Source organism: Desulfurivibrio modestus (genome assembly GCF_044068625.1).
In the GTDB taxonomy this organism is placed as follows: Bacteria; Desulfobacterota; Desulfobulbia; order Desulfobulbales; family Desulfurivibrionaceae; genus Desulfurivibrio.
The window spans coordinates 77,291-99,253 of the sequence record NZ_JBIPKH010000009.1; the positions used below are offsets into that span (position 1 = coordinate 77,291).

Sequence of the window (21,963 nt, forward strand, 5' to 3'; positions counted from 1 at the left end):
GAGCTGAGATGATCACCCGCAACGTGGTTTGCATGAAATGGGGCAAAAAGTACAGTCCGGAGTACGTCAATATCCTGGCCCGGATGGTGCGCCGCAACATCACCCCGCCCTACCGCTTTATCTGTCTGACCGATGACCCGGCCGGGATCGAGGAGGAGGTTGAGGTCAGGCCGATTCCCCCGTTCACCGAGCCCGCTCCCGAATATTACCGCCAATGCCAGGCCTGGCGCAAGTTGCTGCTTTTCGAGGACCCGCTCTACGACCTGACCGGCAAAATCCTCTTTTTCGACCTGGATGTGGTGATCGTGGGCAATATTGACTGCTTTTTCGACTACGCCGACAAGCTGGCCATCGTCGAGAACTGGTCCCAGCCCAACCGGCTCATCGGCCAGGCCTCGGCCTTTTGCTTCGAGGTGGGCAAGTATCGTGAGCTGCTCAGTGAATATCTGGCCCACCCCGATGAGACCGCCCGGCAGTATCGTACCGAGCAGGTCTACATCACCCGCCGATTGGGGCGGGGGAATTTCGAGTTTTTCCCCGCTGAGTGGTGTCGGAGCTTCAAGTTCCACTGTATGCCCGGGGGGATTCTGAACAGTTTTCTCACCCCCAAACAGGCCGGCAAGGAGGCCCGGGTCATTGTCTTTCACGGCAATCCCAACCCTCCCGAGGCGATCGCCGGGGCCTGGGGCGCGCCGGTGCCCTGGTATAAAAAGTTCTACAAGACCGTCAGGCCCACCCCCTGGCTTGCCGAGTACTGGCGCTAACAGAGCTGGCCGGTACGGCCTTCGTGCTAGCGGTCAGCCCTTTTCACCCTCCTTTTTATAAGAGTGGAGAGTGGCAAGCAGTTGGTGGCACCTGCGCTTAACTTTGCGGCGCGCGAAGAAATCAAAATAGCTCGATATCTTGATAAACTCGTTGTTGCTGAAGCGCCCCTTTAAATCTATGGCAATAATCCGGCATGAAGAGCCGTGCTGAACCTGTAATGCCAAATTTTGCAGATTCAGATCAAAAAGCCAGACGTCATTTTTCTGTAAAAAATTGCAAAAATCGGTAGCTAACAAGATTATGTTGTCTATGTCGTACTTCTTTCCCGAAGTGAAAAGATCCCAGATCGTTTTTGAAACCGCCCCGCTGGCGTCACGAATGCAGTCGCAAACCAGGCCTTCCCCGCGGTTGGTATTGACCAAGCCGTGGCAACGGCTGATGAAGGGGAGTTGACCGTGTTTGGCGACTAAGGCCTGAAAGCTTTTAAGCTCGCTAATATTAGCCTTTATTTCTTCTGTTTTGCCGCCGACTGGCAACTTGATCACTAAATTGGGATCCTGGGGATGAAGATAACAGACCCTCAACCCTCCCCGGCCCAGAATATGATCATCTTGTAAAATCAACTTCTGGCTCATTTTTCTTTATTCTCGAGGTTGGTGAAGGTCGAGCCTGTTTGGAGGCGCTTGAAACATTCGACATAGCGGGGGATGATCACCGAGGGAGCACAAGTTCTGCTTGAATTTTTCCAGAGGCCGCCCGCCCTTGCTGGGTAAGTGCTCACGGCTCAGCAGATCCATGATGATCGGTGGTCTGGGCGGGCGGTGTAACCCGCTGCGGCGCAGAACAGGGCGGTCAGCCAGAAACAGACGGCCGACCAATCGGAAGCGTAGAGGGCGTGGTGGGAGTTGAGGGGGAAAAATACCACCGCCACCGCCAGGATGTAGGGGAAGAACTCCTGGCGCTGGCTTGGCCCGGCCCGCCACCAGACCATGATCAGCATCCCCCAGGCCCCGGCGAAACCGGCAAGACCGATGATTCCGGTTTCGGCCCCGATCTCCAGGAGGGTGAGATGGGGCTGGTAGGCCCCCAGGGAGTCGGGCTCGCTGAGAAAGGGGTCGTTCTCCGGGTCGGCGGCGTAGCTCCGGTAGGCATAGCGGAAGCCCCGGGCCCCGACTCCGTTGATCGGGTTGTCGATAAACATCCGGCTCGCCGTCTGCCAGATCGGGACCCGGCGGCTGGTGGCGGCGTCAAACGACTCCAGATCGCCGCTGAAGGCCCGCAGGGAATGGTTGACCTTGCCGGCGAAAGTGGAAGAGAGGAAATAGGTCCCCGTCAGGGTGGCGGTCATCAAGATGGCGGCCAGGGCGATCCAGCGGAGGGCCCTTTGCCGGTCCTGCCAGATCATCCAGGCCGCCAGACCGGCGAAGACCATGGTGAACATGATCCAGCCGTTGCGGCTGCCGGACATGAACACCACCAGGGCGACGGCCGCCAGCAGGAGAAGCTGGCCAAGTTTGGGCCAGAAGCGATGGGCGTAAAACAGCAGCAGCGGCGCCAGGACCGGCAGGTGTACCCCCAGTTCCGGGCGCAGTTCACCAAAAAAACCGTTGATCCGGCCGCCGGGGGCGGTGTAGCCCAGGCTGTTGTAACCCACGGCAATCTGCAGCAGGGCGTCGGCGACCCAGATCAGCAGCACCCAGGCGCTGAGGCGGAGCAGATTTTCCGATTTTTCGGCGCTGTTGATGGTAATGATGATAAAGATTCCCGCTAAATAGAGGCGGAAAAAGGCGGCGATGGTGTTCACGCTCCGTTCGGGGTTGATCGCGCCGATCAGAGAGAGGAGCATCGGCAGCCAGAAGGCGGCAAAAATCATAGAGAAGAGGCGGATTCCCGGCCGTTGCCAGAGGGTGGTCCGCTGGCTGAGCAGGATGATCAGCCCCAGCAGGGCCATCAGGCTCAAGGGGAGTTCGAACAGGCGCCGGAAGGGGAGCAGCAGGAGGAAGGCGAAGACCAGCAGCAGGGAGGCTTGGCGTCCCAGGGCTGAACTCATTGCTTTATCGATAAAGTTCATGGTCGGTTCCGGATTGTGTCAAGCCGAAGCGGCCAGTGGAACCGGCCTGGTAACACCGGTTCCGCGGGGGGGCGTTGGCGAATTATCTTATTAACTGTTGGTAAAGATTCAGGCTTTTAGCACACATCCTTGCCGTTGTAAAGTTGCTATTGATCCACTCCTGGGCGGCGGCGCCCAGCCTTTGCCGGCGGTCGGGATCGCCGAGCGCCTCCTTGAGGGCGAAGGCCAGGGCGGTGGGATTGTTGGGTTCCACCAGCCAACCGGTTTGGCCGGGCAGTACGGTCTCCAAGCTGCCACCGTGGGCGGTGGCCACCACCGCCCGGCCCATGGCCCCGGCCTCCACCGTGGTCAGGCCGAAGGCCTCGGCGGCGGTGGAGGTGGCGGAAACCACCAGGTCGGCCAGCAGCAGCGCGGCGGGCATCTCCGAGCAGTGGCCCACGAATTTGACCCGCTGAGCGAGGCCCAGGCTGGCGGAAAGCTGCCGCAGTTGCCCGGCGTACTCCGGATTATCCTCGAGGTCACCCACGCAGATCGCCAGCCATGGCAACTCCTTGATCTGGGCCAGACTTCGCAGAAAGATATCGTGCCCTTTCAGGCGGGTGATCCGGCCCGGCAGCATGATGATCGGCCCCGCCGCCGGGAGTTGCCATTGCCGCCGGAGGGCGGCCACCCGTTGGGGGGGCACCGCCCCGGGGTGGAAGGTATCGGTGTTCACCCCGTCGTGGATCAGTTCGATCCGCTGCTTGGGCACCTGATAGTGCTGCTGGATATGGTCGGCAATGGCCCGGGAGACGGCGATCACCTTCTCCCCCCTGGTCATGATCGCGCTGTAGCTATTGATTGAATAAAAGCCGTGGAAGGTGGTGACCAGGTGGGGACGCCGGCCGGCCGGCAGACTTTTCCAGGCCAGGTAGGCGATCCAGGCCGGCATCCGGGAACGGAGATGGAGGATATCCACCCGGCGCTGGCGCAGCAGGCGGCGCAGGGGAGGGATAAAGGTCAGGGAGGATGGGCTTTTTCTGCCCAGATTCATGGTGATATGTTCACTGCCCTCGGCCTCCAGCCGGGAGACCAGGCGGCCGCCTCCGGAGATCACCAGCGACTGGTGGCCCCGTTGGGCCAGGTAGCCGGCCAACTCCAGGGTGTCGCGCTCCACCCCGCCGCTCTGCAGTTCGGGCAATACCTGGGCTACGACAATCTTTCCGGCCACCATCTTCCCAGGATCTCCTTGGCGCAACGTTCCGCCTCCACCAGCGGCGCCACCGCCGGCGGAAATTTTTTGCCGGCCAACCGCTCCGCCAGATAGATGATTTGGCCCCGCTGCCGGAGCAGGTCCAGGCCCCGCTGGAATTTGTTCTGCTGCCGCCGCCACTTAACCGGCATAATTCCCACCCGGCAGCCGGCGCTCAGCGCCTCGTAAACCATGGAAATACTGTCGGCGGTGACCCAAACCTCCCGGTGGCGGTCATACTGCTCCTCGATCCAGCCGGGGGGGGTGGCCGGGGCCGGCCAGAACTGGACGCGTTCGCGGGTCGCGGCCAGTTCGGCCAGTTCGGCCACCGTTGCCGGGGGCGTCCGGGGGGAGGAAGAGATGGTCCAGTGCTGATCCGGGCGCTGATCCAGCAGGGTTTGGGCCTGGTGGAGAACCTGGGTCTGGTCCCAGAAGTGGCTCTTGGGGTCCAGGCCGCCAATCAGCAACAGGCTGTGGTTCGTTTCATGCCGCCCCTGATCCGTGGTCAGGCAGGGGGGGCCATCGGTGGGGAAAATATTGGCCCCGGCCCGGACTCCGTCGTGGGCGGGGACCAGGCAGAGATCAAAGAGGCCCCGCAGCAGGATATTGGGGTTCATGCAGCAGATCGCCCGGGAGCGGCCCCTTGATCTCAGCTTGGCCAGGAGCAGGGGCAGATGGGTCCGGCGGCCGCTGCCGATCAGCAGGTCGGCGGCGGCTCCCTTGCCATCACCCGCCCCCCGGGGTGGCCGGTGATGGTCGGCGGGCGGGGCACCGGTCAGGCGCACCTCTGTGGTGTTGACCGGGGTCAGGCGGCCCAGGGCCCGGATCAGGGCCTTGGTCTGTTTCTCATGGCCGGGGCGGCCATCAAAATACGCGGTTATGGTCAGGTTTTTGCTGGGCGGCATGGTGTGGAGATAAGTAGCATAATTTGTCCCTGAAGTCATGTGATTTGCGGCCCGGTGAGGGGGGGGCCGGTGGCCGGTTGCGGTTGGCGGGTGGTATATGGTATAGAGCGCTGATGAAAAACAACGGCGCCGCAACCAAGGGCAACGGAACCGCCCAGGCCGGGGTTCCCGGGCCCAATCCCAATCGCAAACGCAACTCCAAAAAGACGGCCAAGGAGCGCCTGCAGGAGTTCTGGAGCGTCTTCGACAAAGAGGACACCGTGCTGGTGGTGATCAACGCCGATCCCGACGCCCTGGCCGGCGCCATGGCGATCAAGCGGCTGCTGCGCTATCGGGTCAAGGCGGTCACCATCGCCTACCCCAACGCAATCCGCCGGCTCAACAACCTGGTGATGCTGGATCTGCTCAAGATTCCCGCCGAAAGGCTGCACACGGTCAAGCCCACCGAGTTCAGCAAAAGGGTGATCCTGGACTCCCAGCCTCCCCACCTGCCCTCCTTCGAGAGTATCCCTTTTGATGTGGTGCTCGATCACCACCCCGCCACCAAGGGGTGGGCCGCCACCTTCGTGGATATCCGCAAAGAGTACGGAGCCACCGCCTCGATGATGGTGGAGTACCTGCGGGCCGCCGGCATCCGGCCCTCGGTGGCCCTGGCCACCGCCCTTTTTTACGCGATCAAGGTCGATACCCAGAATTTCGAGAAAAAGGTCACCCTGGCCGATGCCATCTCTTTCCGCTACCTGTTCAATCTGGCCAACCTCAATCTGGTGCGCAAGATTGAACACTCCTCCCTGCGCCGTTCGGAACTGAACTACTTTCGCACCGCCTTAAACGAGATGAAGCTGAGCAAGCAGCGGCTTTACGCCCATGTCGGCAAGGTGCCCAGCCCCGATATCCTGGTGCTGATCGCCGACTTCCTCAAGCAGGTCCATGAGGCCGCCTGGGTTTTCGTTTCCGGCATTCACAATGACAAGCTGGTGGTTATTTTTCGCTGCGACGGGTATAAGAAGAATGCTGGTCGCCTGGCGGAAAAAACCTTCGGCCAGGCCGGGAGCGCCGGCGGGCACCGGGAGTCGGCCCGGGCCGAGGTGCCGCTGAAAAACATGGACAAGGATGCCAGCAGCATCAACACCAATACCCTGATTCGCCTCACCACCAAACATATGTAGGAGGGGTTAGCATGCCGAAGTTGAAGCCCAAGGTTTTGGCCGTGGTCCTGGCCGGGGGGCGGGTCGATGAGTTGAGCGTGCTGACCGCCCATCGCCCCAAATCCGCCGTCCCTTTTGGCGGCTTTGCCCGGGTGATCGATTTCGCCCTGAGCAACCTGCTCCAGTCCGGGTTGGAGTTGGTGGCCGTTCTCAGTCAGTATCGCAGCTTCTCCCTGATCAACCATATCGGCATCGGCGCCTCCTGGGACATGCTCGGCCGTTACCGCGGGGTTTTTGTTCTGCCCCCCTACCAGGGGTTTGGCCAGAGCAGTTGGTACCGGGGATCGGCCGATGCGGTGCGCCAGAACCTGGACTTCATCCAGTTCCATGACCCGGAAACCATTCTGATAATTTCCGGGGATCATCTCTATCACATGGATTACCGTGGGATCATCGATTACCACCGGCAGAAGGATGCCGACTGCACCATGGCCTGTGTGGAGGTTCCCCTCACCGAGGCCCACCGTTTCGGGGTGGCCGAGATCGACGACGAGGATGGGGACCGGGGCGGCCGGATCCTTCAGTACCAGGAAAAGCCGACCAAGCCCGCTTTTAATCAGGCCTCGATGACCGTTTACTGCTTCAAGCCCAAAACCCTGTACGCCCTGTTGGAGGCCAATGCCCGCGAGGATCAGTCCTTCGAGTTCGGCCGCGATATCATCCCCCGGGCCATGGCGGCCCGGCGCAAGGTTTATGGCTACCGCTTCCGCGGCTACTGGGGCTACACCCGGACCATTAATGAGTACTGGCAAACCAGTATGGATCTGCTGGGGGAAAATCCCAAACTGCCCCTGGATCAGTGGGGGCTGCGTACCAACCTCGACCATCGTGGCATTCGGGACTATCCGCCGCTCAGGGCTGGCAAGGACGCGGAAATCGTCAACAGCCTGGTCTATAACGGCTGCCGGGTGGAGGGGCGGGTGGAAAATTCGATCCTCTTTCCCGGGGTGCAGGTAAAGGCCGGGGCGGTGGTGCGCGATTCGGTCCTCTTTTTCGATAACGTGGTGGGCCGCGACTGCCGGTTGCATAAGGTGATCGCCGATGTCAACGTCACCCTGGGCGAAGGGGTTACGGTCGGGGCCGCATCGGGCTCGGGGGGCGGGGTCACGGTGCTGGGCTGGAACAACGAAATTCCGGTGGGGATGAAGATCGGGGCCGGCTGCACCCTCTATCCCGACCTGGGGCCCGAGAAGATGGTGCGTGGGGTCATTGCCGACGGGGAGGTGGTGCGATGAGTTGGGGGAAGAATGACGCCCTGGTGCTGCTGCTGGCCGGCGGGGTGGGCAGCCGGCTCAACAATCTGGTCCAGAGCCGGGCCAAGCCGGCGGTGCCCTTTGCCGGGATCTACCGGATCATCGATTTCAGCCTCAGCAACGTGATGAACTCCGGTTTCACCCAGGTGGGGCTGTTGACCCAGTATAAACCGCTGTCGCTGATGCGGCACATTGGTGATGGCGCGGCCTGGGATTTCACCGGCCGCACCCGGGGGGTCAAGATCCTGCCGCCCCGTACCGGCTTCAAGGAGTCGGACTGGTACAAGGGCACCGCCGACGCGGTGCGCCAGAACATCGATTTTATCCGGGCCCACCCCTCCCGGGAGGTGGTAATCCTCTCCGGGGATCACATCTACAGCATGGATCTGGACGAGATGCTGCGGGATCACCGCCGCAAACGGGCGGACCTGACCGTGGCCACCATGGTGGTGCCCCGGGAGCAAATTCACCAGTTCGGGGCGGCGATCACCGGCGAGGATGGCCGGGTGGTGGATTGGGAGGAGAAGCCGGCGGTGCCCCGCACCGATCTGGCCTCCATGGGGATCTACGTCGTCAACACCGATTATCTGCTGGCCAGCTTGGAGAAGTACCGCAGTGACGTGGATTTCGGCATGGATATCATTCCCCGGGCGATTCCGGTGGACCGGGTTTACGCCCACTCCTTCCGGGGTTACTGGCGGGATGTCGGGACGATCCAGGCTTACTGGGAGGCCAATATGGATCTGCTGCTGCCCGATTCCCCCATCAATCCGGCGGCCTGGGGAATCCGCTCCAACCCCGAGGCGGAGGGGTTGCCCTTTGACCGCTGTCCGGCCCGTTTTATTGGGAGCGGGCAGGCTAAAAACTCTTTGATCTCAGCTGGTTGCCGGATCGAGGGTACGGTGATCAATTCGGTGCTTTCGCCGGGGGTGCGGATTGGCCCCGGAGCGGTGGTGCGCGATTCGATCATTTTTCATGACTGCCGGGTGGAGGGGGGAGCGGTGGTGGATCTGGCCATTCTCGACAAGCGGGTGCAGGTGGGCCAGGGCGCCCGGGTGGGGCATGGTGAGGACCGGGAGGTGGCCAACCGGATCCACCCCAAACATCTCTATACCGGGATCAGTCTGATCGGCAAGATGGCCCAAATTCCCGCCAAGGCGGTGATTGGCCGCAACTGCATCGTCGCCCCCCACCGCCGGGCCGATGAGTTTCCCGCCCTCACCCTGCCATCCGGCGAAAGCATTTAACGCAGACCCTTGATAAAGGGGCCGACCGCCGTCGGCCCCTGCTCTTCGACCAGGCGAATGGTGGCCGAACCGATCACCGCGATCTCCGCCTTGCCCCGCAGCATTTCCACATCCCGGCTGTTGCTGATCCCGAAACCCACCGCCAGGGGCAGGTCGGTGGCTGCCCGGCAGCGTTTGATGTAGTGGTCGAACTCCTGGTCAAAACTGGTTTGGGTCCCGGTGACCCCCCGGCGGGCCACGCAATAGATAAAGCCGGCGCCCTGGCCGGCCAGGTAGCGCATGCGGTCGTCGCTGCTGGTGGGGGCAAAGATCTGGATCGGCGCCAGCTCCAACCGCCGGCAACCGGCCAGATACTCCTCACCCTCCTCGGGGGGCAGATCGGGAATGATCAGGCCCCGCAGGCCCGCCGCCCTGGTTTGCTCCAGAAAGCCCTCCACCCCGTATTTGAACAGAATATTGTAGTAGGTCATAAAGAGGAAGGGGATGGGGTGGGTGGCGGCCATTTCGGCGGCGAACTCCAGACATTCCCGCACCCGGATGCCGGCGTCGATCGCCTCCTGGTTGGCCTTGAGGATCACCGGTCCGTCGGCCACCGGCTCGGAGAAGGGGATCTGGAGTTCGATGATATCAACTCCGGCGGCCACCATCTGGGCGATCACCTCCCGGTTGACGGCCAGGGAGGGGTAACCCAGGACCAGATGGGTCATCAGCAGGATATCATCCTTTTGAGCCGCTTTGGCTCGAAGCTCTTGTTCAAGCTGCATATTCCCGCCCCTTGGCCCGGATAAATTCCTTCCAGGATGGATCGTTGAAGGCGTGGGCGATGGTGAAGATATCCTTGTCGCCTCGGCCCGATTGGTTGATGATGATCGCCTCGCTCTCCGGCAGCTCTCCCGCCTCCTTGAAGGCCTGGACAAAGGCGTGGGCCGATTCCAGGGCCGGAATGATCCCCTCCTGGCGGATGGTCAGGTCCAGGGCCTCCATCACCTCGGCGTCGGTGGCGGCGGTCATGCGGACCCGGCCCTGTTGCCAGAGGTCGGTGATAATCGGTGAAACCCCGATGTAATCCAGGCCGGCGGCCACCGAGTGGGTATCCCGCATCTGGCCGTCATCATCCTGGAGAAACATGGTCTTGTAGCCCTGGGCCACCCCCGGCGAAGCGTCGTGGCCGGCCAGACGGCTGGCGTGCTGGCCGCTGGTCAGCCCCTTGCCGCCGGCCTCCACCCCCACCAGTTCCACCTGGGTATCGGCCAGAAAACCCTGGAAGATCCCCATGGCGTTGGAACCGCCGCCGACGCAGGCGTAAACTCTGGCCGGCAGTTTGCCGTGGCTGGCCAGAATCTGCCCCCTGACCTCCTCGCCGATGATCTTCTGGAACCAGGCCACTATTTCGGGGAAGGGGTGGGGGCCGCAGACCGTGCCCATCACGTAGTGGGTGGAGTCCATGTTAGCCACCCAGTCGCGAAAGGCTTCGTTGATGGCGTCCTTCAGGGTTTGCGAGCCGGAGGTGACCGGCACCACCCGGGCTCCCAGCTTCTCCATCCAGAAAACATTGGGCCGCTGGCGCTGGACATCCTCGGCTCCCATGTAGATCGTGCACTCAAAGCCGAACTTGGCGGCCATGGTGGCGGTGGCCACCCCGTGCTGGCCGGCCCCGGTCTCGGCGATCACCCGTTTTTTCCCCATTCGCCGGACCAGCAATCCCTGGCCCATGACGTTATTGGCCTTATGGGCCCCGGTGTGGTTGAGGTCTTCCCGTTTGATATAGATTCGGGCCCCGCCAAACCGGCGACTCAGGTTCTCGGCGCAGGTCAGGGGGGTGGGGCGGCAGGAGTAGCTGCCCATCAGTTCGACATACTCGCGCCAGAAGGCCGGATCCCGTTTGGCCGCCGCAAAGACCTCGTTGAGCTGCCGGAAGGTTTCATGCAGAATTTCCGGCACGAAAGCTCCGCCCCAGTCGCCGTAATAGCCCTGTTTCATTATCTTATTTTTCCCAGTTGCAAAACGATTGATTACCGGCCGGGGCTTCCCCCGCAAGGGTGGCACTCTACCGCAACCGCCCTTTTTTGTAAATCGGCGAAACGCAACTTGTCAGAGCGGGTGTAATCACCAGTCGGTTCGCGGGACGGGGTGGCGGCCGGGATCAGACCAGGGTGGCGCGGACTTTGGCGGCCAGCTCCGGCAGCGAGAAGGGTTTGGCCAGAAAATTGGCCCCTTGATCCAGCAGGCCGTTGCTACTGATCACATCGGCGGTGTAGCCTGACATGAAGAGGCAGCGGATCCCGGGCTGGGAGGCCCGGATCTGCCGGGCGAGCTCCTGGCCGTTGAGTTCGGGCATCACCACATCGCTGAGCAAAAGGTCGATCTTTTCGGGATGCCGGGCGGCCACCTCCAGGGCCGCCCCGGGGGTGGCGGCGGTCAGTACCCGGTAGCCCAGCCCCTCCAGAATTCTGGCGGTCACCATGAGAATCGCTTCATCATCCTCCACCAGCAGGATGGTTTCCTTGCCCCCCACCAGCTGCTCCGGCAGCGGCTCGGGGGCTGCCGCCACCGGCTCCCCTTGGGGTTCATCCCGGCGGGGAAGATAGATGCGGAAGGTGGTGCCCCGGCCGGGCTCGCTATAGAAATTGATGAAGCCGCCGTTCTGTTTGATAATTCCGTAAATCGTGGCCAGGCCCAGGCCGGTACCCTTGTCGGCCCCCTTGGTGGTGAAGAACGGTTCGAAGATGTGTTGCTGCACCGCCGGGCTCATGCCGGTACCGTCGTCACTAACCGTGAGCAGGACATAGTCGCCGGGGCTGGCCTCGGCATGGGCGGCGCAATAATCCCGGTCCAGCACGACATTGTTGGTTTCGATGCTGATCAGGCCATCGCCGCCCACCGCGTCCCGGGCGTTGACGCAGAGGTTGGCCAGGATTTGGTCCATCTGGCCGGCATCGATCTCCACCGGCCAAAGCTCGGCGGCGGGCCGCCAGCGCAGCTCGATACCTTCACCGATCAGACGCCGCAGCATGGTGAGCGTGCCGCCCACGGTCTGATTGAGATCCAGCCGTTGGGGATGGGCGGTCTGCTTGCGGGCAAAGGCCAGCAGTTGCCGGGTAAGCTGGGTGGAACGGTGGGCCGCCTCCAGAATGCCCCGTAACTCCTCATGGCCCGGCTCACCCGCCTTGATTCGCTGCAGGGCGATTTCGGCGTAACCTTTGATCACGGTGAGCAGATTGTTGAAATCGTGGGCCACTCCCCCGGCCAGGGTTCCGATCGCCTCCATCTTCTGGGCCTGGTTAAGCTGGGCCTGGAGTTTCCGTTGGTTTTGCCGTTGTCGCTCCTTTTCACGGGTTTCCGCCAGCTCCCGCCGAACCGCCGGCACCAGGCGGGCCAGCTTGTCCTTCATCACGTAATCCCGGGCCCCCCTGCGCATGATCTCGGTGGCGGTCTCCTCGCCCACCGCTCCGGAAACCAGGATAAAGGGGGCCTCCAGATTATGCTCCTTGACCAGCTCCAGGGCCTCCATGCCGTTGAAGTGGGGCATGGCGTAGTCGGACAGAATCAGATCCCAGGGCTGTCGCTCAAGGGCGGCCCGCAGCTCCGCGGCCGTTTCCACCCGGAGGTGTTCTAGTTCGTAGCCCCCTTTTTTGAGGGCGCGGAGGATCAAGGCCGCGTCATCGTCGGCATCCTCCACCAGTAAAACCCGCAGTTGCTCAGCCATGACAAATCCCTGGTCCTGGGAAATCAGTTTTTCTGCTCATGGGGTGGGCCCTGGTTCAGGACCAGCCAGTAAACCCCCAGCTGGCGGATCGCCTCGCTGAACTGGGAAAAGTCCACCGGTTTACGAATGAAACTGTTGGCCCCCAACTGGTAACTGCCCAGACGGTCCCGCTCCTCGTTGGAGGTGGTCAGCATCACCACCGGCAGCAGTCGGGTGCGGGGGTCGTTGCGGATCTGTTTTAAAACCTCCAGGCCGCTGAGTTTGGGCAGGTTGATGTCCAGCAGCACCAGCTCGGGCAAGTCCGTGGGGTCACGATCGGCGTAGTCACCCCGGCCGAAAAGGTAATCCAGGGCCTCCGCCCCGTCCCGGGCCACCACCACCCGGTTGAGGATATTATTTTTGCTAAGCGCCCTGATGGTTAGAATCTCATCGTCCTGATTGTCCTCCACCAGTAGGATTATCTTGTTTTTCATCCCCTGCTCCTTGTGATTAAACGGTAAAATAAAAAACCGCGCCCTTGTTGACCTGGCTTTCAGCCCAGATTCTGCCGCCGTGGCGGTGAATGATCCGCTGGACCGTGGCCAGTCCGATGCCGGTACCCTCAAACTCCCGCACGGTGTGCAGGCGTTGGAAAGGGGTGAACAGTTTGTCGGCATAAGTCATGTCGAAGCCGGCCCCGTTGTCGCGCACAAAACAGATCTGCTCGCCATCCTCCATGATCCGTCCGAAACTTATCTCCGGCGTGGTAATTTTGGCCGTGAATTTCCAGGCGTTGCTCAGTAAATTTTCCAGTACCGCCCGTAACAGCACGGGGTCGGCCTCCACCGTGACTCCCGGTTCGATATTGAACAGCACTTGGCGCTCCGGCGCGCTTTTCCGCAGTTCGGCGGTAATCTCGCCGGCCAGGGCGCTGAGATCGACCCGGCCTCGCTTGATCTCGCTGCGGGAGAGGCGGGAGAGCTGGAGCATATCGTCGATCAGCAGCCCCATCCGCACACAGCCGGATCTGATCCGGCGGATGTAGTCCTTGCCCTCCGCGTCCAGTTTCTCCTCGTAATCCTCCTGCAGGGCCAGGCTGAAGCCGTCGATGCCCCGCAGCGGGGCCCGCAGGTCGTGGGAGATGGAATAGGCGAAGGCGTCCAGTTCCCGGTTGGTGGCGGCCATCTCCTGTTCCGCCCGGCGGCGGCGGGAGATCTCCTGCTCCAGGGGTTCGATGGCCAGACGGCGGAACACCACCCAGAGCATCAGGCCCAGCACGGCGGTGATCATGATCGAGACGGCCAGCAGGCGGTTGCGCATCTCGATCAGGATCGCCTCGGTCTGGGCATAATCCTTTTGCATGCTCAGGGTCAAAAGGTGGCGCCCCTGGTAGAGCACCTCCTGCCGGCGGCTGATGACAAAGGGGGATCCCCCCTCTCGGCTGAAGCGGCTGAGCAGATGGCCCGAGGGGGAGTGGGCCTCCAGCAGCAGAACATCTTCGTGGGTGGTGAAGAGCAGCCGCAAGAACTCCTCCACGTCGGCGAAGCGATACTTGAGGAGCGGTTCGGTGAGGAAGGCGGCGGCGGCCGCCAGCTGGTAGGAGATCTGGGTTTCGGTCTGGGCCAGGTGGGCTCGGCGCTGCTGTTTGAGCAGGGTAAAGTTGACCAGGGCGAGGATCAGCAGCAGCACCGCCAGCATGGCGGCGATCACCCGCCGGTAGGAGAAGATCTCCCGTTTATGCCCCGGATGGTCGTTCATTGGGCCAGCATGGTGAAATCCGGCAGAAAAGTCAAGGTCAACCTGGTGGTGGCGGGGTGGAAGGAAGGCTTTTTGCCTTTTCCCGGCAGATCGCGGCGAAATCCTCGGGATAGTGGCCGCAGATAAAGCGTTGCTGGGCCTCGCTGAAGGCCCCCATGGACCAGGGTAACTTGGGCAGCAGGGAGTAAAGCAGGTGCTGGTCGGGGTCGGGGTTGTCCAGCCGTTTGGCGTACTCCAGGCTGGTGACCAGGGTGGCGCCCAGGGCCGCCAGGATCCGCTGGGCCAGCAGCAGGGCCGAATCCAGGGCGGCCCGGCAGGCGGTGTCGGCCTCCAGGATGTTGCCCACCGGTTCCCGGCAGACGATCTGCAGCTCCCACTGGGATACCTGGGCCTTGGGAACGAAGAGCATCACCTGGCGGTCCTCATGGATGATCAGGTCGGACGGGGCCTGCGGCCGGCCATCAACCCTGGTGTTGTTTTTCAGGGCCCGCAGGTAATCGGCGAACAGTCCCCGGCCGCTCTCTTGGCGGTACTCGGCGCAGCAGCGGCTTACCTGATCGCCGCAGGCAAAGGCCGGCGGTGGTGGGATCAGGGCGTATTGCTGGTGGATCTGCTGGTGGGAGGCATGGAGGCGAAAGCCGCTGCCGGAAAAATCGTAGCCGAAATTCCAGCCCCAGAGGGTGGCGGTGAAGGGCAGACCGGGGGGGGCGCTTTGGATTCGGGGCAGGAGCCGGCGGCGCAACTCCTCCAGCTCCTCCGGATTCAAGGTCCGCCGGCGCCAGGGTAGCGGCAGGCCCAGCATCTCGGCCAGGCGCAGGTAGGTTCGCTGGTAGTAGAGATGGCGCAGGCCGGTCATGTCGGCCGGGGTGAGATCGTCGATCCGATAACGGACGGCGTCGTCAGCCAGATTGGCGGCGTAATGCCCCCAGGGAATATAGCTGTTGCGCCGCAGGTATTCAAAGGTATGGGTGGCCCCGCCGGGCTCGCCGTATTCCCCGACGATCTCGCTGCCGCCCTGGGCGCCGGGCCGCAGCACCATGACCTCCTTGTAGGGGGCGGGCAGCTGGGGGTTGTTGGCCACCGTCTCATACAGGTCGTGGTCGTGGATCACCGGCCTGGGCCCATTTTCGCTCTGCCGGTAGCGTAAACCGGTCAGCGGGGGCGGGTCTCCGGCCCCGTAAACAAATTCGCAGCAGCCGGCGGCCAGGGCCACCAGTTCGACGGGATCCCTGGAACTGCCGGCCAGGGTCAGCCGCAGGGGCCGGGGCAGTATTCGCAGAAACTCCTCCAGGCTTAGGCCGGCGGGCAGGGTTTCCCGCAGAGAAACCGCTTTCGGCGGCGGAGGGAGGGCGATCCCGGCCGGGTTTAGGGCTCTGGTTTCGGCCCAGGCCCGGCTGATAAAGGTGGTTCCCCGAAAGGTCAGGGGGTTGGGGATCTCATAAACCAGGTCGGCCGCGGTCACCTCCAGGTCGTCGGGGGGGAAGTTGGCGCTGTTGGTCACCGGCTGGTCGGTGGTGGTCAGGCCAAGGGTGGCCGGGAAGTCGTGGCAACGCAGGTTGCGCACCCGATAGCCGGGGCGGTGGACAATAACCCGAAAATGACCACTGGGTTCGATAAAGGAGGGCATTTTAAACCTCTTGCGGCCGCACCAGCAGATGATGCCCCAGGGGGCCGTTACCGCCCCCCATGGTCAGCCCGGCCCCGGCCCGGATCGCGGCCAGGGTGAAGACGGCGGCCCGCCGGAACGCCTCGGGGTAGGAGGCGCCACGCAGATGCCAGGCGGCCAGGGCGGTGGCAAAGGTGCAGCCGGTACCGTGGAGATTGGCGCTGGGCAGGCGGGGATGGCGGCTTTCCACCACCCGCTCCGGTTGGTTGGGTCGCAGTACCAGCAGATCCCGGACAATGGATTCCTCCTGGTCGCGATGACCGCCGGTGATTACCACCGCCCGCAGGTTGGGAAACCGGGCCAGCAGGATGTCGGCCCGGCGGAGCAGTTGCTCCTCATCGGGATCGGGGGCCGTGGGGGGGGCCACGCTCAGGCAGGCCAGCTCCGGCAGATTGGGGGTCAGGACGGTCACCTTAGGCAACAGGGCGCCGGCCAGTCCGGCCAGCTCGCCGGCGGCCATGAGCCGCTGACCATCTCCGGCCCGCAGCACCGGATCATAGATCACTTCCCCGGTGAAATCTTCCAGGGCGGCGGCCACGGCGGCGGCCAAGGCGGCGGAGCCCACCATTCCGATCTTGACATGGCTGACCGGCAGATCTTCCAGCACCGCCCGGATCTGATCGTAAACCAGTTGGGGGGCAAGCGGCTGGAAGTAGCGCACCCCCAAGGTGTTTTGTACGGTCAGGCAGGTGATGGCCGCCGCCCCGTAAACTCCCAGGGCGGTGCAGGTTTTGAGGTCGGCCTGGATGCCGGCTCCGCCCGAGGGGTCCGAGCCGGCAATACTGAGCAGGGCTGTCCGTGGTTCTGGTTCAGCCGGCATGGGAATCGGCGTCCGATTCGATCTTGGTCAGGGTGATGGTATAAAAGAGTTCCTGGCCCGCCAGGGGATGGTTGAAATCCACCTTGACCTGAGCGGCGTCGGTTTCCAGCACCAGGGCGGGCAGCCGGTGGGTTTTGCCCTCCCGCTCCATGTTCATGGCCACCACCATGCCGGGTTTGATCTCACCCTCGCCCAAGGTGTCGCGCCGGACGGTAAGTACCAGCTCCTCGTGGTGGGGGCCGTAACCCTCTTCGGGTGGGATGCTGACGGTCCGGCTCTGGCCCGGTTCCATGCCGATGATCGCCCGCTCCAGGGAGGGCAGCACCATCTGGTCGCCTATTTTAAAGGTCATGGGGGCGGAATCGACGGAAGATTCAAACACCTCGCCGTTTTCCAGTTTGCCCTCGTAATGGACGGTTACCTGGTCGTTCTCTTTTGCTGCCGCTCCACGCGCCATAGTTCATATCCTCGATAATGTGTGATTCGGTTTCCGGTTGGGGGGGGCAATGGTCAACCAAGGTATTATGCCGAAAAAAGGTCGCCGGCACAAGGGTTGGGCTGGAAAAAAACTGGGCCGGGGGCGATGGGGGCAGCAGTTGACTAGACAACCTCGAAACGCTCACTCCAAGTTTCCAGCTTGTCGATCAGCCGGGCCAGGGTGGTGTCTGGCCGGGCTGCCTTCTGATCCGGCTCGTGGGAGCCGCTGCCCTGGTCGCGGATCGAATGGCCCAGGATGGCTCGCTCCAGGCGGCCGCCGTGGATCTTCACCACTTTTTGCAGGTGGGTCAGCAGCAGTTCATAGGGGAAAGGGCGGTCGTACTCTTCCAGCATTTCGTTGAGCACCAGCATGATCTTGGTCCGCTCCAACTCATTGCCGCCGCCATGGTAGGGCAGGGTGGTGAGGGCCCCCACCGTCAGCCGTTGCAACTCATTGGCGTTGACGCTCTTGTTGCCGGTCAAGGTTTGGAACAGCAGCTTGAAGGTGAGCATCACTCCCCTCAGGCCGGTGAAAAAAACGGTGGCTTGCTCGGCGGCCAGCCATTCCGGGTTGAGGGGGGAGCCACCGGTGGTGATTTGCCGTTGCAGCTCGGCGGGTAGGGCCTGACCGAGGCTCTTGTGGAGCAGTTGCAGTTTGTCCAGCAGAGCCGGCATCAGTTCGTTGTGGCGCAGGGCCCGGGCCCGCAGGGAGAGGTCCAGGAGAAGGTTGCCGTAGCGGACGCTCAGTTGCGGCAACTGGTCGATGATCGCGCCGATCTCCCGTCGGCGCGATTGGGCGAGCTGCTGGCGAAAATCCTGCAATGCCCTGATTTCACTGGGGGGATGATGCTGGAAATCTTCGATGTAGTTCTTGAGGCGGTCGGCGGCCCGGACCCCGACCTGCCTGAGCCCCTCCAGGAGGGTGACGGCCATGGGCGGCAGCTCAGTAAACTCGATGGCCCGCAGTTGCCGCTCCAGCTCGGCGGCCCGGGCGAAAATGCCGGCCAGGGAGGTGGCTTGCTGGTCGGTAGCCTCTTTGGTGGCAAAGAGAAAGAAGCGCAGGCCCTGCTCGAGGCTCGGCGCGTTTTTGGGGGTGCCGCGTTTGGCTCCGGGCAGCAAGCCGGCCAGGGTCGGCAGCCGGCGTACCAGGGTGTCGGCCTCCAGCAGCGGGCGGCAATGCTCCTGCAGCCGGAGCAGCTCCGGGGCCAGGAGGTCGGCCTGATTTTTTATCGTTTGCAGTCGAACCTGGGCGGCGGCTACCTGGATGGCTCCCCGGCGGATATCGATGGCCAGATCGCCGTACTCGTTTTCCAGCTTGGCCAGCTCCTGGAGAATGGTCTCGATGGTTGCGCGAACCAGGTCCCGGGACTTTTTCAGGTTGGATTTCAGGCCATATTCCACCAGGAGGTCGCCGTGCTTGTCGAAATTGACCTTCCACCATTGCCGTAAACGCTCGTCCCCGGCCAGGGGTTCCACGGCGACGCGGATCTGTTGCAGCAGTTGCTCAAGCTGTTCCAGCTCGACCTTGAAGTATTCCATGGCCCTGTTATTCAACGTTAAGGAGTGCAGGTGATTCGGATGCAGCCGACCCGCTGATTCCGGCCGGGCAACGTGATAACATAACCGAAATGATCATTGGTGGCGTGCAAAAAAGGTGGTGGGCTTTGTGGCGGGGGGCAGGCGACGTTTTTTGCGGCTTGACAATACGGGATGATAGCCCTATTCTGTTGCTTTTGTCTTTAGCGGGCCACGGGAAAGCGTGAAGCAATGGAACTGCTCTGTGAAAAATACCGGGAGAAGGTGCGGGAGGAAGAGGCCCGTTGCCATCGGCCCCAGGAGTACTGCAAGTTCCGCTCCGCCTGTATCATCAACATGCTGGGGCGGGAGCGGGAGCGGGAGGCCGCCCAGGCCCAAGCGCCGGAGAAAACGCGAGGAAAAGAGAAGGATGCTTGATTTCAGCAAGGGGGAGAAGGGGCTGCTGCCCGCCATCGTCCAGGACCATCAAAGTGGCGAGGTGCTGATGCTGGCCTATATCAACGAGATCGCCTGGCAACGCACCTTGGAAACCGGCCAGGCCCACTACTGGAGTCGCTCGCGGGCCAAGATCTGGCTCAAGGGTGAGAGTTCCGGCCATATTCAGCAGGTCCGGGAGATCCGGGTTGACTGCGATGCCGACACCGTGGTTTTCCGGGTTGAACAGGTGGGCGGGGCGGCCTGTCACACCGGCCATCGGACCTGTTTTTATCGGCGGCTGACCGGTTTTCCCGGCCCCGAACCCCACTTGGAAATTACTGAAACCCCGGTTTTCGATCCCGCGGAGGTATATAAGAGATGAGACAGTTGAAGCTGGGTATTCCCAAAGGCAGCCTGGAGAAGGCCACCATCGAGCTGTTCGCCAAATCGGGCTGGCAGATCAAGCTCTCTTCCCGCAACTATTTTCCCGAGATCGACGATCCGGAACTGAGCTGCTCCATCTGCCGCCCCCAGGAGATGTCGGTCTATATCGAAAAACAGGTGCTGGATGCCGGAATCACCGGCAAGGACTGGACCCTGGAGAACAGCTCCGAGGTGGTGGTGGTGGCCGATCTGGTCTACTCCAAAGTGAGTCGCAAGCCCACCCGCTGGGTGCTGGCGGTGCCGGGGGATTCTCCGATCAAGCGGGTGGAGGATCTGGAGGGCAAGAAGATCGCCACCGAACTGGTCAACTTTACCCGCAACTACTTTGCCGCCCGCAAGATCAACGTCGATATCGCCTTCTCCTGGGGGGCCACCGAGGCCAAGGTGGTTTCGGGGCTGGCCGACGCCATTGTCGAGGTCACCGAAACCGAAAGCACCATCCGGGCCCATGGCCTGCGGGTTATCGAGGAGTTGATGAGTTCCAACACCCAACTGATCGCCAGCAAGGAGGCTTGGGCTGACCCCTGGAAGCGGGAGAAGATCGAAAATATCTCGCTGCTGCTCCAAGGGGCGCTTAAGGCCGACCGGATCGTCGGCCTTAAGATGAACGTGCCCAAGGGCCGTCTGGATGAGGTGATTGGGATGCTGCCCAGTCTCAACGCCCCCACCGTCTCCCCTCTTTACCAGAAAGAGGGGAGGCAGGAGTGGTTTTCGGTGGAAACGGTGATCTCCGAACATGAGGTGCGTGACCTGATTCCCCGCTTGCTCAAGCACGGCGCCGAGGGGATCATCGAATATTCGTTGAACAAGGTGATCTGATTGGCAACTTACCTGCTGATGCCCCCGGAGCGGGGCGGGATTGAGGATGAAAATCGATAACATCCATTTCGTGGACAGTGTTTTCAGCCTCTCCCGCCTGCCGGAAGGGGAGCTGCCGGAGATCGCCTTCGCCGGTCGTTCCAATGTGGGCAAATCCAGCCTGATCAACTGCCTGGTGCGGCGCAAAAACCTGGTCAAGGTCAGCGCCCGCCCCGGCAAGACCCAGAGTCTCAACTTCTATCTGGTTGATGAAACCCTGCACCTGGTGGATCTGCCCGGTTACGGTTACGCCAAGGTTGATAAAGGGCTGCAGGAGAAGTGGCGGCTGCTGATCAGCTCCTATCTGGAGACCCGCCCCAACCTGCGCTGTGTGGTGGTGATCATCGACCTGCGCCACGCCCTCAAGGATCTGGACCGGATGCTGATCGGCTGGTTGCAGAGCGTTGCAGTCCCTTATCTGCCGGTGTACACCAAAATGGACAAGCTCTCCCGCAACGAGCAGCAGCGCCAGGCTCGGGCCCTGGACGCCGGTCTGGGGATCACCGCCGCCGATCGCCTCCTCTTCTCCGCCAAGACCGGGGAGGGCCGGGAGGAGCTTCTGGCCCGGCTGGACACCTATTTGCTCCCTTAAGGTGGGTTGGCGGTGGAACTGAGCGAACTGTACCGGGGGCTCCTACTGCCCTTAAGCAAGATTTTTCTCTTTATCTCCTTGGGATTGGTAGTGGCCGGCCTGATCGAGGAGTTGGGCTGGAGCCGGGCCCTTTCCCGGGTGGCGGCCCCCTTCATCCGTTATGGCCGTTTTTCGGAGATTGCCGGCAGCAGCTTTGCCCTGGCCTTTGTCTCGGGGGTTTCCGCCAACACCCTGTTGGCCGAGGCTTATCGGGAGGGCAAGATCCAGCGCCGGGAGCTGCTGCTCACCCATCTGCTCCACGGCCTGCCCCGTTTTTTTCTCCATCTGCCGACGGTCTTTTTCATGATGGCTCCCTTTATCAAGGGGGCGGCCCTGCTCTATGTGGGGTTGACCTTCACCTCGGCCCTGCTGCGCACCCTGCTGATCACCCTGGCCGGCCGGTTGTTGCTGCCCGTTCCCGTCACCTCCCATTGCGGCCAGACCAAGGCCAAGGAGCGCTTGTCGTTTGGAGAGCTGGCGCGAAAGATCCGGCGCCGCCTCCAGCGGCGACTGCTGCGGATCATGTTGATCACCACTCCGATTTATGGACTTTTCTTCTGGGCCAACCGGCTGGGTTATTTCGCCCGGCTCAGCGGCTGGGTGGAGGAGCATATCGGTTTTTTCTCCTGGCTGCAGCCGGAGAGTATCGGGGTGATTGTCCTGGTGGCGGCCACCGAGCTCACCGCCGGCCTGGCCGCCGCCGGAGCCCTGCTCGATGGTCATACCTTGAGTAATCGTGACGTGGTACTGGCCCTGCTGATCGGGACCGTGATCGCCGCGCCCATCCAGGCCCTGCGCCACCAGTTGCCCTATTACGCCGGAATTTTCCCGCCCCGTCTGGCGGGGGAGCTGATCGTTTACAGCCAGCTCTTTCGGGCGGCCAGCGTGATTCTGGTGGGGACCTTTTACTTTCTTTTCAGCGCTTAGGCGGAGGGGGTTGCCCCCTTGCCAAAGCCACCGGCAACCGTTACACTCCCTGCTGTTGATCAAT

The 21,963-nt window shown here is 62.3% G+C and carries 22 protein-coding genes; 9 read left to right on the top strand and 13 right to left on the bottom strand.

Translation table 11 applies throughout. The annotated features are described in order from the left end of the window. Positions 1–8: 8 nt before the first annotated feature. A complete protein-coding gene (locus ACHHRT_RS07500) occupies positions 9–764 on the top strand; it encodes a glycosyltransferase family protein (protein ID WP_395499132.1) in 756 nt (251 codons plus the stop codon). 33 nt (positions 765–797) lie between these two features. On the opposite strand, the gene ACHHRT_RS07505 is transcribed toward ACHHRT_RS07500, so the two are convergent. The 4 genes from ACHHRT_RS07505 to ACHHRT_RS07520 all read right to left on the bottom strand — a co-directional run bounded on the left by ACHHRT_RS07505 (position 798) and on the right by ACHHRT_RS07520 (position 4,972). Then, the gene (locus tag ACHHRT_RS07505; protein ID WP_395499133.1) at positions 798–1,400 is read right to left on the bottom strand and encodes a YrbL family protein; all 603 of its coding nucleotides are present in this window, start codon (positions 1,398–1,400) and stop codon (positions 798–800) included. Positions 1,401–1,549: 149 nt separating this feature from the next. Continuing rightward, complete coding sequence (locus ACHHRT_RS07510) at positions 1,550–2,836, bottom strand: O-antigen ligase family protein (protein ID WP_395499134.1); 1,287 nt, start codon at positions 2,834–2,836, stop codon at positions 1,550–1,552. Between the two features lie 82 nt (positions 2,837–2,918). Beyond that, positions 2,919–4,049 carry a glycosyltransferase family 4 protein gene (locus ACHHRT_RS07515; RefSeq protein WP_395499135.1) on the bottom strand — a complete coding sequence of 377 codons (1,131 nt, stop codon included), beginning with the start codon at positions 4,047–4,049 and terminating at the stop codon, positions 2,919–2,921. Beyond that, on the bottom strand, positions 4,025–4,972 hold the full coding sequence (locus ACHHRT_RS07520) for a mitochondrial fission ELM1 family protein (RefSeq protein ID WP_395499136.1): 948 nt from the start codon (positions 4,970–4,972) through the stop codon (positions 4,025–4,027). The genes ACHHRT_RS07515 and ACHHRT_RS07520 overlap by 25 nt, the downstream gene beginning before the upstream one ends. Before the next feature lie 113 nt (positions 4,973–5,085). On the opposite strand from ACHHRT_RS07520, the gene ACHHRT_RS07525 reads away from it, so the two are divergent. From ACHHRT_RS07525 to ACHHRT_RS07535, 3 genes are read left to right on the top strand one after another with little or no spacing between them, the layout of a single operon-like run. Continuing rightward, positions 5,086–6,141, top strand: coding sequence for a DHH family phosphoesterase (locus tag ACHHRT_RS07525; protein ID WP_395499137.1), 1,056 nt, complete (start codon positions 5,086–5,088; stop codon positions 6,139–6,141). Between the two features lie 11 nt (positions 6,142–6,152). After that, entirely contained in the window at positions 6,153–7,415 is a 1,263-nt protein-coding gene (locus ACHHRT_RS07530) for a glucose-1-phosphate adenylyltransferase family protein (protein ID WP_395499138.1), read from the top strand. After that, complete coding sequence (locus ACHHRT_RS07535; RefSeq protein WP_395499139.1) at positions 7,412–8,680, top strand: glucose-1-phosphate adenylyltransferase family protein; 1,269 nt, start codon at positions 7,412–7,414, stop codon at positions 8,678–8,680. The genes ACHHRT_RS07530 and ACHHRT_RS07535 overlap by 4 nt, the downstream gene beginning before the upstream one ends. Here ACHHRT_RS07535 and trpA read toward each other — a convergent pair. From trpA to ACHHRT_RS07580, 9 genes are all read right to left on the bottom strand, one after another. Continuing rightward, positions 8,677–9,444, bottom strand: coding sequence for a tryptophan synthase subunit alpha (gene trpA / locus ACHHRT_RS07540; protein WP_395499140.1), 768 nt, complete (start codon positions 9,442–9,444; stop codon positions 8,677–8,679). The genes ACHHRT_RS07535 and trpA overlap by 4 nt on opposite strands. Then, positions 9,434–10,660 carry a tryptophan synthase subunit beta gene (trpB, locus tag ACHHRT_RS07545; protein WP_395499141.1) on the bottom strand — a complete coding sequence of 409 codons (1,227 nt, stop codon included), beginning with the start codon at positions 10,658–10,660 and terminating at the stop codon, positions 9,434–9,436. Before trpB ends, trpA begins: the two co-directional genes overlap by 11 nt. A 163-nt stretch (positions 10,661–10,823) precedes the next feature. Next, positions 10,824–12,386 carry a response regulator gene (locus ACHHRT_RS07550; RefSeq protein WP_395499142.1) on the bottom strand — a complete coding sequence of 521 codons (1,563 nt, stop codon included), beginning with the start codon at positions 12,384–12,386 and terminating at the stop codon, positions 10,824–10,826. 23 nt (positions 12,387–12,409) lie between these two features. After that, positions 12,410–12,859: a response regulator gene (locus tag ACHHRT_RS07555; protein ID WP_395499143.1), complete on the bottom strand. Its 450-nt coding sequence runs from the start codon at positions 12,857–12,859 to the stop codon at positions 12,410–12,412. Between the two features lie 16 nt (positions 12,860–12,875). Beyond that, positions 12,876–14,123: a sensor histidine kinase gene (locus ACHHRT_RS07560; protein WP_395499144.1), complete on the bottom strand. Its 1,248-nt coding sequence runs from the start codon at positions 14,121–14,123 to the stop codon at positions 12,876–12,878. 37 nt (positions 14,124–14,160) lie between these two features. Then, complete coding sequence (locus ACHHRT_RS07565) at positions 14,161–15,750, bottom strand: hypothetical protein (RefSeq protein WP_395499146.1); 1,590 nt, start codon at positions 15,748–15,750, stop codon at positions 14,161–14,163. 1 nt (position 15,751) lies between these two features. Beyond that, a complete protein-coding gene (gene thiD, locus ACHHRT_RS07570; protein ID WP_395499147.1) occupies positions 15,752–16,609 on the bottom strand; it encodes a bifunctional hydroxymethylpyrimidine kinase/phosphomethylpyrimidine kinase in 858 nt (285 codons plus the stop codon). Beyond that, positions 16,599–17,066 carry an FKBP-type peptidyl-prolyl cis-trans isomerase gene (locus ACHHRT_RS07575; RefSeq protein WP_395499148.1) on the bottom strand — a complete coding sequence of 156 codons (468 nt, stop codon included), beginning with the start codon at positions 17,064–17,066 and terminating at the stop codon, positions 16,599–16,601. Before ACHHRT_RS07575 ends, thiD begins: the two co-directional genes overlap by 11 nt. A 143-nt stretch (positions 17,067–17,209) precedes the next feature. Further along, complete coding sequence (locus ACHHRT_RS07580; protein WP_395499149.1) at positions 17,210–18,625, bottom strand: hypothetical protein; 1,416 nt, start codon at positions 18,623–18,625, stop codon at positions 17,210–17,212. A gap of 228 nt (positions 18,626–18,853) precedes the next feature. Between ACHHRT_RS07580 and ACHHRT_RS07585 the strand changes: the two genes are divergently transcribed. From ACHHRT_RS07585 to ACHHRT_RS07605, 5 genes are read left to right on the top strand one after another with little or no spacing between them, the layout of a single operon-like run. Next, positions 18,854–19,039 (top strand): RNA polymerase II-associated protein, encoded by a 186-nt coding sequence (locus ACHHRT_RS07585; RefSeq protein ID WP_395499150.1) that lies wholly within the window; start codon positions 18,854–18,856, stop codon positions 19,037–19,039. After that, on the top strand, positions 19,032–19,421 hold the full coding sequence (gene hisI / locus ACHHRT_RS07590; protein WP_395499151.1) for a phosphoribosyl-AMP cyclohydrolase: 390 nt from the start codon (positions 19,032–19,034) through the stop codon (positions 19,419–19,421). The genes ACHHRT_RS07585 and hisI overlap by 8 nt, the downstream gene beginning before the upstream one ends. Next, entirely contained in the window at positions 19,418–20,302 is an 885-nt protein-coding gene (gene hisG, locus ACHHRT_RS07595) for an ATP phosphoribosyltransferase (RefSeq protein WP_395499152.1), read from the top strand. Before hisI ends, hisG begins: the two co-directional genes overlap by 4 nt. A 46-nt stretch (positions 20,303–20,348) precedes the next feature. Further along, a complete protein-coding gene (yihA, locus tag ACHHRT_RS07600) occupies positions 20,349–20,933 on the top strand; it encodes a ribosome biogenesis GTP-binding protein YihA/YsxC (RefSeq protein WP_395499153.1) in 585 nt (194 codons plus the stop codon). A 12-nt stretch (positions 20,934–20,945) separates the two neighbouring features. Next, positions 20,946–21,899, top strand: coding sequence for a hypothetical protein (locus ACHHRT_RS07605; protein WP_395499154.1), 954 nt, complete (start codon positions 20,946–20,948; stop codon positions 21,897–21,899). Positions 21,900–21,963 lie beyond the last annotated feature (64 nt).

Coding starts and splice junctions, on each gene's coding strand:
- ACHHRT_RS07500 (WP_395499132.1), top strand. CDS start 9: ATGATCACCCGCAACGTGGTTTGCATGAAATGGGGCAAAAAGTACAGT.
- ACHHRT_RS07505 (WP_395499133.1), bottom strand. CDS start 1,400: ATGAGCCAGAAGTTGATTTTACAAGATGATCATATTCTGGGCCGGGGA.
- ACHHRT_RS07510 (WP_395499134.1), bottom strand. CDS start 2,836: ATGAACTTTATCGATAAAGCAATGAGTTCAGCCCTGGGACGCCAAGCC.
- ACHHRT_RS07515 (WP_395499135.1), bottom strand. CDS start 4,049: ATGGTGGCCGGAAAGATTGTCGTAGCCCAGGTATTGCCCGAACTGCAG.
- ACHHRT_RS07520 (WP_395499136.1), bottom strand. CDS start 4,972: ATGCCGCCCAGCAAAAACCTGACCATAACCGCGTATTTTGATGGCCGC.
- ACHHRT_RS07525 (WP_395499137.1), top strand. CDS start 5,086: ATGAAAAACAACGGCGCCGCAACCAAGGGCAACGGAACCGCCCAGGCC.
- ACHHRT_RS07530 (WP_395499138.1), top strand. CDS start 6,153: ATGCCGAAGTTGAAGCCCAAGGTTTTGGCCGTGGTCCTGGCCGGGGGG.
- ACHHRT_RS07535 (WP_395499139.1), top strand. CDS start 7,412: ATGAGTTGGGGGAAGAATGACGCCCTGGTGCTGCTGCTGGCCGGCGGG.
- trpA (WP_395499140.1), bottom strand. CDS start 9,444: ATGCAGCTTGAACAAGAGCTTCGAGCCAAAGCGGCTCAAAAGGATGAT.
- trpB (WP_395499141.1), bottom strand. CDS start 10,660: ATGAAACAGGGCTATTACGGCGACTGGGGCGGAGCTTTCGTGCCGGAA.
- ACHHRT_RS07550 (WP_395499142.1), bottom strand. CDS start 12,386: ATGGCTGAGCAACTGCGGGTTTTACTGGTGGAGGATGCCGACGATGAC.
- ACHHRT_RS07555 (WP_395499143.1), bottom strand. CDS start 12,859: ATGAAAAACAAGATAATCCTACTGGTGGAGGACAATCAGGACGATGAG.
- ACHHRT_RS07560 (WP_395499144.1), bottom strand. CDS start 14,123: ATGAACGACCATCCGGGGCATAAACGGGAGATCTTCTCCTACCGGCGG.
- ACHHRT_RS07565 (WP_395499146.1), bottom strand. CDS start 15,750: ATGCCCTCCTTTATCGAACCCAGTGGTCATTTTCGGGTTATTGTCCAC.
- thiD (WP_395499147.1), bottom strand. CDS start 16,609: ATGCCGGCTGAACCAGAACCACGGACAGCCCTGCTCAGTATTGCCGGC.
- ACHHRT_RS07575 (WP_395499148.1), bottom strand. CDS start 17,066: ATGGCGCGTGGAGCGGCAGCAAAAGAGAACGACCAGGTAACCGTCCAT.
- ACHHRT_RS07580 (WP_395499149.1), bottom strand. CDS start 18,625: ATGGAATACTTCAAGGTCGAGCTGGAACAGCTTGAGCAACTGCTGCAA.
- ACHHRT_RS07585 (WP_395499150.1), top strand. CDS start 18,854: ATGGAACTGCTCTGTGAAAAATACCGGGAGAAGGTGCGGGAGGAAGAG.
- hisI (WP_395499151.1), top strand. CDS start 19,032: ATGCTTGATTTCAGCAAGGGGGAGAAGGGGCTGCTGCCCGCCATCGTC.
- hisG (WP_395499152.1), top strand. CDS start 19,418: ATGAGACAGTTGAAGCTGGGTATTCCCAAAGGCAGCCTGGAGAAGGCC.
- yihA (WP_395499153.1), top strand. CDS start 20,349: ATGAAAATCGATAACATCCATTTCGTGGACAGTGTTTTCAGCCTCTCC.